Source organism: Empedobacter sp. UBA5036, assembly GCF_002415215.1.
In the GTDB taxonomy this organism is placed as follows: domain Bacteria; phylum Bacteroidota; class Bacteroidia; order Flavobacteriales; family Weeksellaceae; genus Empedobacter; species Empedobacter falsenii_B.
The window spans coordinates 105630-122782 of record NZ_DICC01000068.1 but is presented as its reverse complement, the minus strand read 5'-3'; the positions used below and the strand labels follow the sequence as shown (position 1 = coordinate 122782).

The 17153-nt window shown below is 30.1% G+C and carries 11 protein-coding genes and 2 pseudogenes; 4 read left to right on the top strand and 9 right to left on the bottom strand.

Going from position 1 to position 17153, the window contains the following annotated elements; all coding sequences use genetic code 11:
• Positions 1-86: 86 nt before the first annotated feature.
• Positions 87-1883 carry a PspC domain-containing protein gene (locus B4J88_RS13290; RefSeq protein WP_219034302.1) on the bottom strand — a complete coding sequence of 599 codons (1797 nt, stop codon included), beginning with the start codon at positions 1881-1883 and terminating at the stop codon, positions 87-89.
• Positions 1876-2217, bottom strand: coding sequence for a PadR family transcriptional regulator (locus tag B4J88_RS13285; protein WP_125350363.1), 342 nt, complete (start codon positions 2215-2217; stop codon positions 1876-1878). Before B4J88_RS13285 ends, B4J88_RS13290 begins: the two co-directional genes overlap by 8 nt.
• A 333-nt stretch (positions 2218-2550) precedes the next feature.
• Between B4J88_RS13285 and B4J88_RS13280 the strand changes: the two genes are divergently transcribed.
• The 4 genes from B4J88_RS13280 to B4J88_RS13265 all read left to right on the top strand — a co-directional run bounded on the left by B4J88_RS13280 (position 2551) and on the right by B4J88_RS13265 (position 6931).
• Complete coding sequence (locus tag B4J88_RS13280) at positions 2551-3342, top strand: S1/P1 nuclease (RefSeq protein ID WP_219034301.1); 792 nt, start codon at positions 2551-2553, stop codon at positions 3340-3342.
• 197 nt (positions 3343-3539) lie between these two features.
• On the top strand, positions 3540-3965 hold the full coding sequence (locus tag B4J88_RS13275) for an Hsp20/alpha crystallin family protein (protein ID WP_257468096.1): 426 nt from the start codon (positions 3540-3542) through the stop codon (positions 3963-3965).
• Between the two features lie 243 nt (positions 3966-4208).
• Positions 4209-5240 carry a hypothetical protein gene (locus B4J88_RS13270; RefSeq protein ID WP_219034300.1) on the top strand — a complete coding sequence of 344 codons (1032 nt, stop codon included), beginning with the start codon at positions 4209-4211 and terminating at the stop codon, positions 5238-5240.
• A 128-nt stretch (positions 5241-5368) separates the two neighbouring features.
• Positions 5369-6931 carry a M20/M25/M40 family metallo-hydrolase gene (locus tag B4J88_RS13265; protein WP_125350368.1) on the top strand — a complete coding sequence of 521 codons (1563 nt, stop codon included), beginning with the start codon at positions 5369-5371 and terminating at the stop codon, positions 6929-6931.
• A gap of 51 nt (positions 6932-6982) precedes the next feature.
• Here B4J88_RS13265 and B4J88_RS13260 read toward each other — a convergent pair whose 3' ends face one another.
• The 7 genes and pseudogenes from B4J88_RS13260 to B4J88_RS13230 all read right to left on the bottom strand — a co-directional run bounded on the left by B4J88_RS13260 (position 6983) and on the right by B4J88_RS13230 (position 17153).
• Complete coding sequence (locus B4J88_RS13260; protein WP_280037047.1) at positions 6983-8290, bottom strand: phenylacetate--CoA ligase family protein; 1308 nt, start codon at positions 8288-8290, stop codon at positions 6983-6985.
• A complete protein-coding gene (locus tag B4J88_RS13255; protein WP_291067823.1) occupies positions 8269-9930 on the bottom strand; it encodes a C45 family autoproteolytic acyltransferase/hydolase in 1662 nt (553 codons plus the stop codon). The genes B4J88_RS13260 and B4J88_RS13255 overlap by 22 nt, the downstream gene beginning before the upstream one ends.
• Positions 9917-11486: pseudogene (locus B4J88_RS13250) on the bottom strand (phytoene desaturase family protein). The gene B4J88_RS13255 and the pseudogene B4J88_RS13250 overlap by 14 nt, the downstream one beginning before the upstream one ends.
• The gene (locus tag B4J88_RS13245; protein ID WP_291067822.1) at positions 11461-15120 is read right to left on the bottom strand and encodes an MMPL family transporter; all 3660 of its coding nucleotides are present in this window, start codon (positions 15118-15120) and stop codon (positions 11461-11463) included. The pseudogene B4J88_RS13250 and the gene B4J88_RS13245 overlap by 26 nt, the downstream one beginning before the upstream one ends.
• Positions 15113-16296, bottom strand: a pseudogene (locus B4J88_RS13240) (DUF2062 domain-containing protein). The gene B4J88_RS13245 and the pseudogene B4J88_RS13240 overlap by 8 nt, the downstream one beginning before the upstream one ends.
• A gap of 3 nt (positions 16297-16299) precedes the next feature.
• The gene (locus B4J88_RS13235) at positions 16300-16782 is read right to left on the bottom strand and encodes a hypothetical protein (protein ID WP_291067821.1); all 483 of its coding nucleotides are present in this window, start codon (positions 16780-16782) and stop codon (positions 16300-16302) included.
• A complete protein-coding gene (locus B4J88_RS13230) occupies positions 16782-17153 on the bottom strand; it encodes a 3-hydroxyacyl-ACP dehydratase (protein WP_125350372.1) in 372 nt (123 codons plus the stop codon). Before B4J88_RS13230 ends, B4J88_RS13235 begins: the two co-directional genes overlap by 1 nt.

Sequence of the window (17153 nt, the reverse complement as noted above, 5' to 3'; positions counted from 1 at the left end):
CCAAAAATAAAAAGAGACATTCCGAAATGAAATGTCTCTTTTTGAATATTATTAATTAAAATACTTCCTAAGTCTATGCAAAGAAATCAACGATTATTTGAATGATTTCTGTAGTTAATGTTAATAGAATCTGTATCATCTTTATAGTGTATTTCTTGGTTTGATTTTTCTTTTTTGTTTTCAGTTCTTGGTAAATTTAGTCCTACTGAACCGTCTTTACTTTCGACACGAATACCATTTTTATCAATTCTAACTCTCGCCGAATCGTTTCCGTCATTCAAATTTATGTTTACATCCTCTGAATCAAGATTAATATCGTCCTCAGAATCTGAATCTTTTTGACAATTCAAACATACGAATTTTTTTCCATTATATCCAATAAATTTATTCTTCAAATCGTATAAATAATCACGATCATTATCATTATTAATAATTGTTATTCGATCAGTGTTATTCGTGTGAATTAATTTGTTCTTAGGAACATACAATTTGATATCAACCGTTTGATTTCTAAATTTACCATCTTTAGGAATTTTAATAAACTCATCTAAATAAAGTTTATTTCCATTTAATTCGTAATTATATCTAATTGCTTCTAAATTGCGTTTTGCTTCTTCTTTGCTTCCTCCTTTAGAAGAATAAGTTACTTGAACATGAAGTTTATCGTCTGTACTTTCTTCAATCTCAAAAATATCATCAATTGGAATGATTAAGTTTCCATCAGCATCAATTAATTGATCTAAATCGTTAAAAGTTTTGAACTTTAAGTTACCTTCATTATTTTCTCTAAAATAAACTTGTAAGGTATCAGAAGGAATAACATAACTTTTTTCTTGTGTCATTTCAACTGAGTTTCTAAATTTACTTGCTGTACTTACAGAAATTCCGATGATTGCAAATAATGCAACAAACCAAAGAGCGATTGATCCAAAGATGACAGCTTTGCTTACTTTTACTTTATTCCAGAAACATTTTACACCTAAAATTGTCAACAAAATACCTGGAATTACCATTAATATTCCTCCAAATATTTTGGCTGCCATGCTCATCCATTCCTCTTCAACAAGATAACCGAATAATTCTGTTGGCATTTCTGTCCAAGTAGTAAAGAAGAAAAAGAATCCTCCAATGATTAATCCAATTCCTGAACTTAGAATGATAAATCCGATGAACCAAAGTAAAATTCGACCAAAAACACCAAAGGCTCCGCCTAATTTATTACTTAATTCTTTGCTTCCACTTACAACAGCTTCACTAGCTTGTTCTACGTTTTTTTTTAATGTATCAATGTTTGCTGGTTGTCCGTACATCTGTAACTTCTCTGATGTTGTTTTTGCTTTTGGAACAAAAATTAACAAGATAAAATAACAGAATACCACTAAGAAAAATGATACACCTGCTGTGAAAATTCCCAAAATTCCAAGAACTAACCAAATAGAACGTACAAACCAAGGATCAACGCCCATATAATGCGCCAAACCAGCAGATAATCCTGTTACAATTGTATCATCTGGATCGCGGTACAAACGTTTCGCACCAGTTTGTTGCCCACCATACGATTGATTATTTGACGAATAATTGTATGATGAATTTGTAGACGTTTTTTCGTTCTCTTCATCTTCTTCAACCTTATATTGATCTGGATGTCCCATCGTTGCAATTACAAAATTGATGTCATCTTCGTTTACGACTTCTCTAAATTTTAATCGTTCACGAAATAATTCAGAAATACGGATTTCTACATCTTCAATAATATCTTCTACACCTTCCGTACCTCTCAACGAAGTTTTTACATCTTGTAAATAGGTCTTTAATTTATTATAGGCGATTTCGTCTAACACGAAAGAAAATCCTCCTATACTTATTGATACTGTTTTATCCATTTTTCTGCGTTTCTGTGGTTACTTTATTCACGGCTTCAATTAACTGTTCCCAAGTTTCAGCTAATTCTTTTAAAAAATTTTCACCTAACTCTGTAAGTGCATAATATTTGCGAGGTGGTCCTGACGTTGATTCTTCCCAGCGATACTGTAAAAGGTCATCATTTTTTAGTCTTGTCAAAAGCGGATATAATGTTCCTTCAACAACAATCATCTCTGCTTTTTTCAATTCGTCTATGATATCAGATGCATAAGCATCTCCTTTTTTGATAATGCTGAGAATACAATATTCCAGTACACCTTTTCGCATCTGAACTTTTGTTTTCTCTATATTCATAAGAACGGCTTGTTTTATTTTGTTATACAAATATATATAAAAGTTTTAGTATTATGCAAAACAAAGTACTGAATTATTTTTAGTATTATAAATAAAAGACATACCAATCTGCCTGTTTATCGAGGTTTATTGAATTAATATTTTTTTTAAGTTTTTTAAGTTTTTTAAGTTATTTAAGTTATTTAAGAATATTTTAAAATCGATGTTTTTTTTATGAAAAAGTACTTGATTTTACTTGAAAAAATATTAACTATCATTTAAAAATCACCTTCAAAAATCACTCATTCTACTTGAATTAGTTTTATTACCTTTGTCAAAAATCGAGCTCACACAATGAAAAAAATTATAGGAAGTGCAATGCTTTTAGGAGCATTTTTAGCTTCAGAAAGTGCTTTAGCTTGGGGATTAACAGGTCACCGAGTAGTTTCTCAAATTGCAGAACAACATATTAGCAAGAAAACTCGTAAAGAAATTACAAAAATTATTGGTCCACAAAAATTAGCGTATTGGGCGAACTGGCCAGATTTTATCAAGTCTGATGATTCTTGGAAACATGCAGATTCTTACCATTACGTAAATATTCCAGGAGATTTGGATCGTGCACAATTTGATGTTGCGCTAGATGGAACTTCTGATGATAATATGTACAAAAAAGGTTTGTTTTTGATTAATGAATTAAAAAACAACAAGAATTTAACAATCGAACAAAAACAACACGATTTATATTTCTTGATTCACATTTTGGGAGATGCGCATCAACCTTTACATGTTGGGCGTCCAGACGATTTGGGTGGAAATAGAATCAAAGTTGAATGGTTTCGCGATAAAGTAAATATTCATACCGTTTGGGATTCTAAATTGGTTGATTACGAAAACTATTCGTACACAGAATATTCTAATTTACTGGATATTGCAACGAAAGAACAACAAAAAACAATGCAAGAAGGAACTTTTGCTGATTGGATTTACGGCTCTTATATTATTGCAAACAGAATTTACGCAGGTGTTAAAATGGACGATAAATTAGGTTACCGTTATCATTTTGACAACAAAAAAACGATCGAAGATCAAATGCTAAAAGGCGGTCTACGTTTAGCAAAAGTTTTAGACGAAATTTATAAATAAATAGAATCTTTACCGAGATTTACAAATCCTGAAAATGACTTTTCAGGATTTTTTTATGTTCAAAATTTAAATTTTCGGTCATTTTGACATTTGAAAATAGTAAAAACCAGTCATTTTGTCTTAAAATATCGATTTGCACATAATTTGAATAAAGTGAAAACATGAACAATGAAATCAAAAATTTAAACATACAAGACATGAATACAGCAAGAAAAAATAGAGCAAATTATTTTCCTTTTGGATTTGAAAATGCAATGCGTCCAAAATTTGAAACTTTTGTAAATTCTCAAAATCAATTTCCTGCAGTAAATATCAAAGAAAATGAAGATAGTTTCGAGATTTTATTAGCTGCACCAGGTTTAAACAAAGAAGATTTCTCTATTGAAATTGATGAAAATATTTTGAAAATTTCATCAGAATTTAAACAAAATGAAGAAGTAAAAGAAGAAAAATTTTCGAGAAAAGAATTTAATTTTTCAAGCTTCAGAAGAGCATTTACATTGCCAGAAACCATAAACGAAGATAAAATAGAAGCTTCTTATGTAAACGGAATTTTGCAATTAGTTCTACCTAAGAAAGAAGAAGCTTTACCAAAAGAAAAACGTAGCATACAAATTTCATAGATATAGTTAATTTTAGTTGGTTAGTAAATCCTCAATTCTTCGGAGTTGAGGATTTTTTGTTTAAATCAAATTTATAATTTTATCATTTCCTCAAAAACAATGTTAAAAAAAGTGACTATTTTATCGAAAACGGAATCAAAAAGTTCTTAACAAAAACACTTAATAATTTTTATAAAAAAGTGTTTTTTAGTAAAAATTATTAAAAACTAATCTTTTACATTTACAAAAGATTAAAATTCAACTATGCACAAAAACATTTTATCTACAATAACTTATGTTGTAAAAACACGTTTTTGCACAAGCTCAAAAGAATTTCAAACAACTGAATTTAATTCGGATAACGGGTTAAAAAATAGGTTGGATGCTTTTAATTTTCTTAAAAATTACATCGAAATTATTTCAAATGAAGGTTTGCTACAAATTGAAAGTAACTTTATTCAACCAAAAGCAATTGATCGAATAAATACTGAAATCAATTTTCCTAACGAAAATAATTACAAACGCTTAAAACTAGTTAATCAAGAAGCTATTTTTATCACTCCAAATGAAACCATTTTTCCTTACGGAATTAGTTTGTCTTTTGTGTTAAATGAAGATTTCGATTCTTTAAAAAAAGATAACGAATATGAAATTTATTCTTTAAAAAATTCTAAACAAATTAATTATTCTGAACAACTTAACAATTTAATAAACGAATATAAGTTACTGAAAAATTTAGGTTTTGAAGAACAAATAAATGCAATAAAATTAAATAAAAATCTATTCTCAAATTTTGCTATTAAAGATGACTATTTCAAAATTTTAGACACACCTTTTTTGTGGAATAACCCAACAAGACAATTTTTTATAAATAATATTTCGAACAACGAATTTATTCTAGATTGTCTTTACGATCATCTTTTTCATTATCAATATTTTAATTATGTTCAGTTTTTAGAAAAGAATTGTCCGAAAGAAATTGAAAAAAATATTTATGCAATGCTGCATGGTCAGGGAGGTTTATTATTTGTTGGTTATCATCCAGAAAATTTAACCGAAAGTATTATGAGCGATGTCGAATTGATTAATTATTACAATTTACTTGATGCAAATTTTTCTCAGGACGAATATTTATATAAAAACATTAATTTACAGATATTTAGTTTCAATGATTTTCCAGTTTTAGCAATTACGGTTTTTCCATTAAATGAAGAATCGAAAAAGAATCATGCCTATAACCCTGACAAAATATTTGTGCTACAAAATAATCGATTCATTAAAATGAAAGATAGTTAAAAAACAATACTATATTTTCAAAAAAACATAATTACACAAAAGACATCTACAGATGTCTTTTTTTATTTCACAAAATATTCTATTTTAGACCTAATTTGTAAAATTTATCACACGAAATTACTTTAATTATGAAATTGATTAACACATTAACCTACTCTACAATTGTATTATCGTCTATTGCGGTACATGCGCAAGCACAAGAAAAATTAGACCCAACTGTACAAAGTTTTGTAACCGAAATTCAAAATAATTCGCAGTTGAAGAAAATTTCGCACGAATTATTAGACGGAATCGGACCTCGTTTAGTAGGAACTCCACAAATGGATCAAGCAGGAGAATGGGCAATTAAAACGTTGAAATCTTGGGGAATTGATGCCCGCCGTGAAGATTATGGAACATGGAAAGCATGGGAGCGCGGAATAACGCATGTTGATATGACGTATCCAAGAGCAAAATCTATCGAAGCTACTCAATTAGCATGGTCACCAGCAACTAAAAAAGCTGTGAATGCAGATGCTATCGCAATGCCTGTTTTCAAAACAAAAGCTGAATTTGACGCATGGTTACCTTCTGTAAAAGGAAAAGTTGTTTTGATGTCACAAAACCAATCATATGGACGTTCTGATTATCAATACAAAGATTTTGGTTTAGAGGATTTGTATAAAAAAGTTACTGAAACAAGAAAAGCTGAAGCCGAAGCTTGGGCAAATTCTATAAAAGTGACAGGTTACAACAACAATACACTTCCAGAAGTTTTTGAGAAAAATGGAGCTGCAGCGGTTGCAATTTCTTATTGGACAGGAATTATGGGAGCAAATAGAATTTTTGGTGCAAAAACGAAAACTATCCCAATGTTAGATATTTCGAATGAAGATTACGGAATGTTATATCGTTTAGCTGAAAATGGAACTGCTCCAAAATTGACTGTTAATGCACAATCTAAACACAATGGAGTTGCGAAAACATTCAATATTATTGGAGAAATTAAAGGAAAAGAAAAACCAAACGAGTACATTATTCTTTCTGCTCACTTCGATTCTTGGGATGGAGCGCAAGGAGCAACAGATAACGGAACTGGAACTATCACAATGATGGAAACAATTCGTACAATCAAAAAATTATACCCAAATAACAAACGTACAATTTTGATTTGTTTATGGGGAAGTGAAGAACAAGGATTGAATGGTTCTCGTGCTTTTGTAGAAGATCATCCAGAAATTATTAAAAACACTCAAGCTGTATTTAACCAAGATAATGGAACAGGACGTGTAGTAAACATCAATGGATCTGGTTTTGAAAAATCATATGAATACATGACGCGCTGGTTACAAGCTGTTCCTAATTTTATTACGAAAGAAATCAAGACAGATTTCCCTGGAATGCCAAGTGGTGGAGGATCGGATCATGCATCTTTTATCGCTGCAGGAGCGCCAGCTTTCGGACTTAGTTCATTAAATTGGGGTTACGGTACGTATACTTGGCACACAAACAAAGATACGTATGATAAAATCGTTTTTGAAGAAGTACAAACGAATGCAATTTTGAGTGCTACTTTAACGATGATGGCAGATCAAGAAAAAGATTTAGTAAGTCGTGAGCGTCGTATTTTACCTAATGGTAGAGACGGAAAACAGCAAGAATGGCCAGAGGTTAAAAGCCCGGCAAGAAATTCTGATACTTATTTAAAATAAGATATTTTCAAATAAAAAGTCCACTTTCAGTGGACTTTTTATTTCATATATTTAACTTTCTCTATAATCAACAAACGTAATTGGTTTTCTACTTTCTGGCTTGAAAACAATTGATTGTAATTCTTCAAAAGTTTCAAATTTTATAGAAGGCGTTACGCGTAATTTTGCTCTGAAATAATCTTTTATTTTTGCTAAAAAATCATCGGTTTCGTCTGTTGAAACTAATCGAATTAAAATTTCATCTGTTCCAAATTCGTTCGAATAAATTTCGATTAAATGTAATTTGATTTCATCAAAATGATTCAAAATATCATGTAAAGCTGGCGGATACAAGGTTGTTCCTTTGTACTTTATCATATGTTGCTTTCTACCTTCAACTGGTCCTAATCGATACGAATTACTCCCGCATTTACATTTATCGGAATGTTTGCGTACTAAATCACCTGTTTTAAAACGCAATAAAGGCATTCCTTCTATTCCTAATGTTGTAATTGTCAATTCACCTAATTCACCATCTTGTACAACTTCATTATTCTCGTCTAAAATTTCTGTGATAATCAAATCTGGCTGATGATGTCCTCCAACCGATTCATTACATTCTGTAAACGCTGTTCCCATCTCAGTTGAAGCATAAGTCGAAAAAAGTTGAATATCCCATTTCGAATTTATTTTTTGCGCCAACAAAGACGAATTCAAATCTTTATCACGCAACGACTCTCCAATACACAAAACCGATTTTACGGATGAATTTTGATAATCGATGTTATTTTTCTCTGCATAATCTAACATTTTCAATAAAAAAGATGGAACAGCAACCAAAAATTTGGGTTGATATTTTAAAATAGAATCCCATTGCAATTGCGGAACTCCAGCACCAACACGAATAACGCCCGCGCCTATTTTTCTCAAACCAAGAAAATACGCCAAACCAGCCATAAAACGACGATCAATCGTTGTCATCAATTGTACAACATCACCTTTTTGAACCCCAATTCGTTGAAAAGAATTCATTTCATTTGCTGCCAGACGATCTAAATCTTTATCCGTCAAACCAAATGTTACAGGATCACCTAAAGTTCCAGAAGTTGTTGAGTAATCAATAATTTCAGTTAATGGAACACATAAAAAATCAAAATTATATTGTTGCAAATCATTCTTCGTTGTAACAGGAATTAATTTTAAATCTTCCGTTGTTTGAATAGATTTCCAATCAATTTGATATTTTTTGAATAAATCTTGATAAAATTTGGAATGCGTCGCAAGATACTTTATCTGTTCTTGAAGTTTCTGATTTTGAAATTCTTTAATCTCTTCTAAAGATTGAAGTTCTAAGGATGTTAACGCGTTTTTCGAGAACATTTGGATAATTTTTTCTGAATTTTATTTCGGTCAGGAACTGTAGTCACCTCCTTTGTCAATGCTAATTTATAATAAAAACTCGCTTGTTGATAATCTTTCTGCTGAAAATAATAATCACCAACTTTGTCATAAACCAACCAAAAATCAGGATTATTTTGAATGTAACTTGTTAAAAAAGTTTCATCAATTTTCTTATTTTCTTTTATCAACTTACTTATTTGGTGTGTTTGTTCACGATATTTTTCATAATTAGAATAATCAGCAGATAAGACAAACTTGTCTTTTTCTATTCTCAAACTATCTACATTTAACATATAATTTGAAATAGAATCATTAAAAATTTTATTCAAATCATAAGCTGTAAACTCACCTAATTGATATGGATTTGACGAAACCCAAACCAATCGTTTATCTGGTTGAAAAACAACTGCGTGATGCGCCAATAGTTGATTCAAAGCCTTTTCATTTCCGTAACCTAATTTAGTGTTTTTCAAACCATTTGTATCACGCAATAATTCAACCATTTTAGTGGGATTTAGCTTATTTTCATTCGAAAGATGTTCTTCAATTTTTTCAAAACGATAAACCGAATGACTTTCCTCTTTTTGAATATTATTTCGCTTATCATCCAAATAAACATCACTCTGAAAATGGTTAGTACATGCTAAATAAGGTTGATTTTGAACTTCATAAACACCAAACTTTTTAGGAGAAATTTCTATCAACACCACACGATGATCTTTTGAACTACCAATCATAATACTCTCAGAAACGAAAACCTTTTTAGTCTTTGCTAATTCAATTGCTTGATCAATCGTTGAGGCATATTGTAAAATTTCTAAAGCAACGAGAGAAATAGGCGTTTTTGCTTTAAGTGGAATAGAAGATTTTCCCGCATTTATCGTTACTGTAAGCCCTTCCAGATTCATTCCAGACGAAACACCAATCATTCCACCCCAAGTCACCGACATATAGGGATAACCAGAATTTGGCTTGACAAACGAAACTATTTTATTCTTCGCAAAATCATCATTTGCATAAAAGTCAAAATTGCGACCAATCAACAAACCTCCATCTTCAGATTTATTATCCAAAACAGCCAAAGATGAACAACCAACCAACATCAAATCATGCATAGCATGTCCTATATCGTGCGCCCCATGTAAAAAAAGGTTACGATTATATTTGTCTATTAACGAATCATAGTGGCTATTTGCAGACTCAGAAAGTCCATAAATTTGTGCTTTATATTCGTTGTTGACATATTTATGTAAATCTCGATTATAATATTTGAGTACTTTGAAAAGAAATTTTCTGCGCTTTTCAGAAGGAATAAAATCAGTTATCAAATTCATGAAAGATTGCTCTTGAAAAGCATATAATTCTTTCGTTAAAACACCTGTTTTTTGACCAATTTCTAACGGATCTCCCGAAACAAAAAGTTCCCAATTTTGTGTTTTATTTTTCTTAAAAAAATTATTTTCAATATAAAAAAGTGAGTCATTGATCTCATTTCTACTATATTGTTTTGATTGAAAAGTAGACAAATCAGGACGATTTTCTAAACTTTTTCTAATGCCACAAGATATAAACGTAAAAAAAATAAACGTAAAAAAGTAAATAGTTTTATTCATTCGCATTTAGTTTTATTTCACGATGAACTTTATTCATTAAATAGTCAGCACCAAGGATTTCGCAACATGTTACAAATGCACCAACCGTTACACCCAAAACTCCATGAACACGGACATTTTGACCAGTAAAAAACACATTTTTTACTTTTGATCTTGGTGAAATAAATGTTTTCATCGGATGATTACTATCTTTCAAATACCCATACATATTTCCTTTTTCAGAACCTATAAAATCGCGATAAGATAGAGGCGTAGAAGTATGAATTGAAGAAATTTTTTCTCTAAAATCAGGAAATTTTCTCTCTAATTTACGAATGATTAATTCCGTTTTCTGACGTTTAAATTCTTCATATTCTTTTCCTCGATTACCATAATTATCATTAATATCAACATTATACGATTCTTCCCATTTTTGTACTTCATCAAACGTCATATACGTCATAACCGTCATACTTTCCGAATATTCTTCATCTTTTTGATCCATACTAAATGTTGCAATGTATGTATTTGGCCAATCATTTGTAGGTTTATCGTAACTATCCCACACATCATTTATTGAGTTAAAATGATAAATATTATGATTAATATAGGAAAAACTTTTTGGCTTAAAAACAATATAAATAGTAAATGCAGACGGCGTTACTTCCAAGCTTTTGACACGTCGAGAAAATGGTTTACCAAACTTACGCTCTCCTAACATGTCTATTGTTTTTTTAATGTCAATATTCGAAATGAATAAATCGCCAAAGAAACGTTTTCCTTTTGTTGTTTCACAACCAATTACTTCTTCATTTTCGTTCTGAACAAATGATTTTATTTCTTGATATTTATAAATTTCTCCGCCATATTTCTTCAATTCTTTGATCAAAAGTTTTGCAATTTGACTTCCTCCATTTACACATCGCCAAGCCGAATGTATATAAGAGTTAACTGAAAGCGCGTGTATGTACAAAGGCTTTCTCTGCTTGTCCTACATAAAGAAAATTATTTCCTACTAAAACCGCTTTCAAACGCTTATTTGTGAAAACCGAATCGATGTATTCTTTCGCATTAATCGACAAAAAATCTTCTTCATCAGCAAAAGTTCCGATATTCAAATTATACATAGGAAAAGCAGAACAAATTTCCTCTAATTTTTTGCTGTATTTGATTAAATTTTCTCGCTCTTCAGGAAAAAAAACAGCTAATTGATCAACAAAATTCTGATACGTTTGCGCAATTGGATATTCCTGAGAATCATCATCAAACGAAATCATATCAAAACCATTTTTATTCAACTTGCGCAATTTCAATTTGTCGGATATATTCAAATAACTGAAATAGTTATACAAATTTTCTCCTTTATCTAAACCTCCAATATAATGAACGCCTGTATCAAAAATTGTTTTATTTCGAACAAAAGTTTGTAAGTTTCCTCCAAACTGATTGTTCTTTTCCAACACCACAACTTTTTTGCCTTCTTTTGCCAAAATAAGTGCAGAAACAAGTCCACCCAAACCGCTACCAATCACTACTACATCGTAATGAGGTTCAGAATTATTTTGTGTAAACTGTGTATTCATTTGTTTCGGTTTGTTGGGCAAAACTTGTAAAAAGTGATTCGTCAATATTTCTATTCTTTAAAACAACAATTTTCTCAAATTGATTTATTGTTTCTTGATAAATATTTTCAATATCAGTAGAAATTAAAAGCGTCTTATAATCATCTATAACATCAAGATCAGAACGATATTCTAACGAACGAATTTTTGTAATGTAATTTGTTGCTGCAATCTCTCGCTTTTCTTCCTCTTTTACAAACGTTATTATTTTTCGGTTTGCTTGTTGCATCAATAATAAAAAATCAATTTGTCCAAAATCATTCGAAAAATGAACTATTTTTTCATCTTTTGTAAATGCATTATTTAATTGATGATAAACAGATTTATTCAAACTAAAATCCTTTTTTACAACTTGAATAATTTCAGATTCTTTGTACAAAAAACTTAAAAATAATTTCTGTTTCCAATAGTTTTTATCTTCATATTTATCTCGAATTTCTTGAAAATTATTTTTAAATTCCTTACTGATTCTTTTAGTTCGTTCTGAATAATTCAAACCATAGTTTTCATCATTCCAAGCAATTCTTTTACCTATTATTGAATAAATATGTCCATCAAAAATTAAAAAATCTCCTTTTGGAATAATCTCTGAATTTCCATGAATATAAATTGGTAAAATATCAAGTTTCAATTTCTCCGCCAAATAAAATGCACCTTTATGAAAACGATTAATATTATTCGTTCGAGAACGTGTTCCTTCAGGGAAAATCATCAACGAAAACTCATTCCCAATTCGAGTTTTAATCTCTTCAATATTATTTTCAACACCGTTTGAAACAGGATAAAAACCTGCCATTTTCACAGCTCGACCAAAAATCGGCGATTTATAAACCCAATCGTTCACTAAGAACACAATTTTAGGCGTACACATTCCAATCGCCAACGTATCCAAGAACGAAGTGTGATTCGCAATTATGATTGACTGTTTCTTGAAGTCTTCTTGATTTGGATTAATAATTTTCTTGACAACAGTTGGCTTTAACATCAACACAGATTTCATAAAAGTTGACATTCCCCATCCAAAAAGTGCATATTTTCTTTCTTTCGAAATTGGTAAAATAAGCATCAAAAATCGAAGAATTAATGAAGTTACCGTACCAAATAATCCAAAATAAATGAAGAAAATTCCACTTTGAATTGCTAACCACAACGTCATTGGACTTTTACCTTTTTTAGGACGATTTGAGATGAAAAATCGAAATAAAATTGGGTAGAAAATAAATGTAATCACTAGCGCTGCCACAACTCCAACTAACGAAACTGATGCGATTGATTTTAACGCTGGATGTTTGGCAAAAATTAACGCTCCAATTGCTAAAATTGTCGTGATAACTGCTAACAAAATCGAAGTTCGATAAGTAGGCATTTCATCTTTTCCAGTCGTATATTCTTTTTGTAAAGCACTCGTCATAAAAATACTAAAATCTACTCCATGACCAAAAACTAATGTACAAACAATACTACTAAAAATATTGAATTTAATATCAAAAAGTCCCATCAATCCAGCTGTAACCAAACCTGATAATGCGATAGGAATCGCGCTAATAATAACCAATTCTATACGTCGAAAGAAATACCACAATATTAATAAAACAGCAATAAACGAATAATTGACAAGGTTATTAAAATCAGTAACTAAATTTCCTAAAAAGTTTTCGTTTAACTGTTTGCGATCAATTACAATTGTTTCTTTATTATGATATTGTTTGATGAAATTTTCTCGGCTTTCTTCCTTTAATTTGACTAAAGTAGAAATCGTATAAAAACCATTTTTTTGCGAAACAAATTCTTCAAAAAGCGATGGATTAAACGCGCGATAATCTTCTAATTTTAAAGGTTGATATGCTTTATCAAAAATTGAGAAAAATTGATTATAAATTTCTTCTTTGAAACCATATTTTTTTCCATCCTTGATAAATTCATTCTTTACAAAATTCACTTTTTCTAAATTCCAGAAATTTTCCCAATCTTTTATTTTTTCTTGTTGAACAGAAGTTGGTAAAACCAATGATTGAATCGAATTATAACTTAAAATCTCATCCTTATTTTCTGCTTGCTCAAGCTTATTTGTTAACGCAATATTTTGATTTAAAACATCTTCTACATTATTTCCATAATTAACTACATACAACGATTTTGAGATAGAATTAGACGAAGTCTCTAACTTTTGTTCCGCTATTTTTTGATCGGTTGGAACGTAATTTAATTTAGATAAATCTTTGTCAAAATTGACATTATTAAACGTAAAACAACTCACTATAATCAAAAGAACACAAGCACCAATCAATATCTTGTTATTATGAAATGAAAAGAACGCTAACTTCTCTATTATTGAAGAATTATTTTCAACAGCATCTTCTTTCGGATGATACAAATGTGGAATAATCAATAAAGAAAAAACACCAGAAACAATAACTGTTATTCCAGCAAAAATTCCTAAATCTTTCAACACATCCGATTTCACAAAAAGTAAACACAAAAATGCAATCGCTGTAGTTGTACAGCTCATGATAAGCGGTTTTGTAATCTCCTTAAACAATGTTTTAGAATCGCTATTGTGCTTATAATGCGTCATGATATGCAACGAATAATCAATCGTTATTCCTAATAAAACTGCTCCAATACTCAAAGAAATTGCAGAAATTGTACCTTGAATAAAATACAAAAGTGCCAAAGCAAAGAAAAAACCAAAAACGGAAGGAATAAAAATAATTATCGGAATGTAAATTTTTCGATAAAATACAATTAAAATGACCATTAATGTAATCATCGAAATCAAAACAGTTGTAATAATATCTTGTTTAATTTGCTCTGCATTTGCTACCGCAATAAAACTTGAACCGAAATAACTTAATGTTGATTTTCCGCTATATTCAGGATTTAAATGCTGTTGAATTTCCTCTAATCGATTGACAAATTCGGTATTATGTTCTGTTTCACTTCCTGAAAATTTAGGATTGATAAAAAGAAATAATTTCGAATGATCTTTCGTCACAATAAATCCATTGTAAACTTCGAAATCATCCGTCAAATTCTTTTCTTTTAAACGATTTAATGCAACAAAAGTCAACCCAAGCGGATCTTTCAACATAAATTCTTTCGAAACAATTCCAGTCGGCGTAATTAAGCTTTTGTAATTACTTTCAACAATAGAAGCTATCGAATCTTTAGACAATTTTTGCTCTAACGTTTTATAATCTTCTTTCTCTAAAAAAAGCGGTAAATTTTGATGAACAAAATCAAAAGTCGAAGCAAAATTATCTAAATCATATTGCCCTTGAATATCATTATAATAGTTATTTAACGGTTGGATACTATCTAAAAAATCAGTTGCCTGTGCCGTCATATCATCAAGCGTTCCTACTTTATCTTTTTCGATAATCACCGCAACTTTATCCGTAAATTTTAATTGAGCAATAACCTTTGCCATTGCATCATTTTTCTCATCTTTCGGAATGATTCGCGTAATATCTTCTTCAAATTTTAGTCGATTTGCAAAAAATGCACAACCAACTAAAAAGAGAACAAAAAAGAATACACTCAACCATTTATTCGCTTTGATTTGTAAAAATATGTTATAGAAAAATTTATGCATTCTTAACCTTCTTTTGACTGAAATAAGTTAATAAAAAATAACTTACAATTCCACTAACAATACTACAAAAAGTTGCTAAAACAAAGCTTCCGACAATATAACGAAGCAGATTTTTTTTGATAATTTCGAAAGAAACCAAACTCAAATCTAAATGAAAATTGTCCTGCAAAATAAATCCACCTGTCAGCAAAGAAAGATAAATAATTATCGGAATCATTGGCGGAATACTAATATTGGAACAAAAGAAACAAATCACTTTATTAAGACGAAACATTGACGCTAAAAAAATAGATAAAAAAGTTTGAAAGCCCCAAAATGGAGCGATTCCAAGGAAAATTCCCAAAGCAATTGAAAGCGCTTTTACTTTATTGCTATCATTACTTCCTAGGATATCTTCTTTAATGAATGTTCGTATATTTTTTTTTTGAAACTGAAGAAAAAATTACGTGGTTTAATGTAAAAAATCGTCAAAAAAACCAGAAAAGTATTCAAAATACTAATTCGCGTAAAATCTTGAAATGGACGAAAATGAGATACGCGTTCGTTTGGATCGTACAAAATATCAATTGGAATATTCGTCACCTCAATTCCTTTCCAAGCTGTTCGCACAATGATTTCAATTTCGAATTCGAATTTATTTGTCCAGAACTTTTTCGGAATGAATTTCAACGGATACAAACGATAACCAGATTGCGTATCATTCAGTTTAATTCCTGTCTCGAACCAAAACCAAAAGTTAGAAAACTTATTTCCAAAACTACTATTCTTCGGAATTCCATCTTGCTCCATTTGACGACTTCCAATAATTAAAACAGGCTTATTTTTTTGCTCTAATTCTGTAATAAAATTTGGAATATCATGTGGAAAATGCTGACCATCCGAATCGATTGTTAAGGCATAATGGTAGCCTTTTTCTCGCGCAGTTTTGAAACCAATACGTAGTGCATTTCCTTTTCCTTTGTTCTCTGGAAGTTCAATTACAATAAGTTGATTCTGATAATCTTTTAAAATTTCAGAAGTAGAATCCGTCGATCCGTCATTTATAACAATAATTTGATTCGTGTATTCCAAAACTCCGTCAATCACACGTTTCAATGTTTTATGATTGTTATAAGTCGGAATAAGTACACAAACTTTTTGTTCGTCTATTTTATGTCGAATAATCGAAAAATCCATTGATTAATTTAGTTTTTTCAGCTGCTGTGCTGTAAAAGTATTGTATTTTTTAGCGTAAGATTTCACCAAAGTTTTTACTTCTTTTGACGCAGAACTATAATTTTCGACAATGAATGTTTTATCTTCTTGTATATTTTGATTGTACTTGATAAATTTTGGAATATTCTCTTGCACAATCAATCGAATTAAACGATTTTCAACATCTTTCGAGTCTTTTTTTATCGAATTATTGATCAAAGTTGCACCATCTGTAAAATATTGTTTCTTCGTTTCCTTATCTTTTATATACCTTGCTTTCAGAATTTTAGACGCACCTTTATATGCAATAATTGTTTGATTATCACCTGAATAATTATCTAATTTATTATACAAAACAGATACATTATTCGATGATTTTGAAGCGTTTTCAAAATCTGTTCTCAATTCGGATAAGGTTAATCCAAAGAAAAATGAAACCGACAAAAAGATAGATAATAGAGTTTTCATTAATCTAAAACTTTATAAATTGCACTAAATTTCAACGCATTTGTCGTTTCAAAAAATGAAGAATTTTTCACTTTCACTTCATTATTTTCACAAACAACATTCAAACTCAAATCCAAAATAGGATTGATAAACGGATTTATTGTCGCCATAAATTTCACATTCGAAACTTTAGACAAAAACAAATCTTTCGAAACAAAACCTTCTGTTATCTCCTTTATTATCTGCATCATGCAAACACCAGGTGTAATTGGGTTATTTGGAAAATGACCTTCGAAAACTTGATGATTTGGATTTAATTCAATTTGAACTTTAAAATTATTTTCATCAATTTTCTCAGTATTTTTAATGATATATAGATTAGGAATAAGCAT

Bases quoted from the DNA above. Each gene is read 5' to 3' on its own strand.
- B4J88_RS13235 (WP_291067821.1), bottom strand. From the start codon at position 16,782: ATGAAAACTCTATTATCTATCTTTTTGTCGGTTTCATTTTTCTTTGGA.
- B4J88_RS13260 (WP_280037047.1), bottom strand. From the start codon at position 8,290: ATGTTCTCGAAAAACGCGTTAACATCCTTAGAACTTCAATCTTTAGAA.
- B4J88_RS13265 (WP_125350368.1), top strand. From the start codon at position 5,369: ATGAAATTGATTAACACATTAACCTACTCTACAATTGTATTATCGTCT.
- B4J88_RS13255 (WP_291067823.1), bottom strand. From the start codon at position 9,930: ATGCGAATGAATAAAACTATTTACTTTTTTACGTTTATTTTTTTTACG.
- B4J88_RS13230 (WP_125350372.1), bottom strand. From the start codon at position 17,153: ATGCTTATTCCTAATCTATATATCATTAAAAATACTGAGAAAATTGAT.
- B4J88_RS13280 (WP_219034301.1), top strand. From the start codon at position 2,551: ATGAAAAAAATTATAGGAAGTGCAATGCTTTTAGGAGCATTTTTAGCT.
- B4J88_RS13245 (WP_291067822.1), bottom strand. From the start codon at position 15,120: ATGCATAAATTTTTCTATAACATATTTTTACAAATCAAAGCGAATAAA.
- B4J88_RS13270 (WP_219034300.1), top strand. From the start codon at position 4,209: ATGCACAAAAACATTTTATCTACAATAACTTATGTTGTAAAAACACGT.
- B4J88_RS13290 (WP_219034302.1), bottom strand. From the start codon at position 1,883: ATGGATAAAACAGTATCAATAAGTATAGGAGGATTTTCTTTCGTGTTA.
- B4J88_RS13285 (WP_125350363.1), bottom strand. From the start codon at position 2,217: ATGAATATAGAGAAAACAAAAGTTCAGATGCGAAAAGGTGTACTGGAA.
- B4J88_RS13275 (WP_257468096.1), top strand. From the start codon at position 3,540: ATGAATACAGCAAGAAAAAATAGAGCAAATTATTTTCCTTTTGGATTT.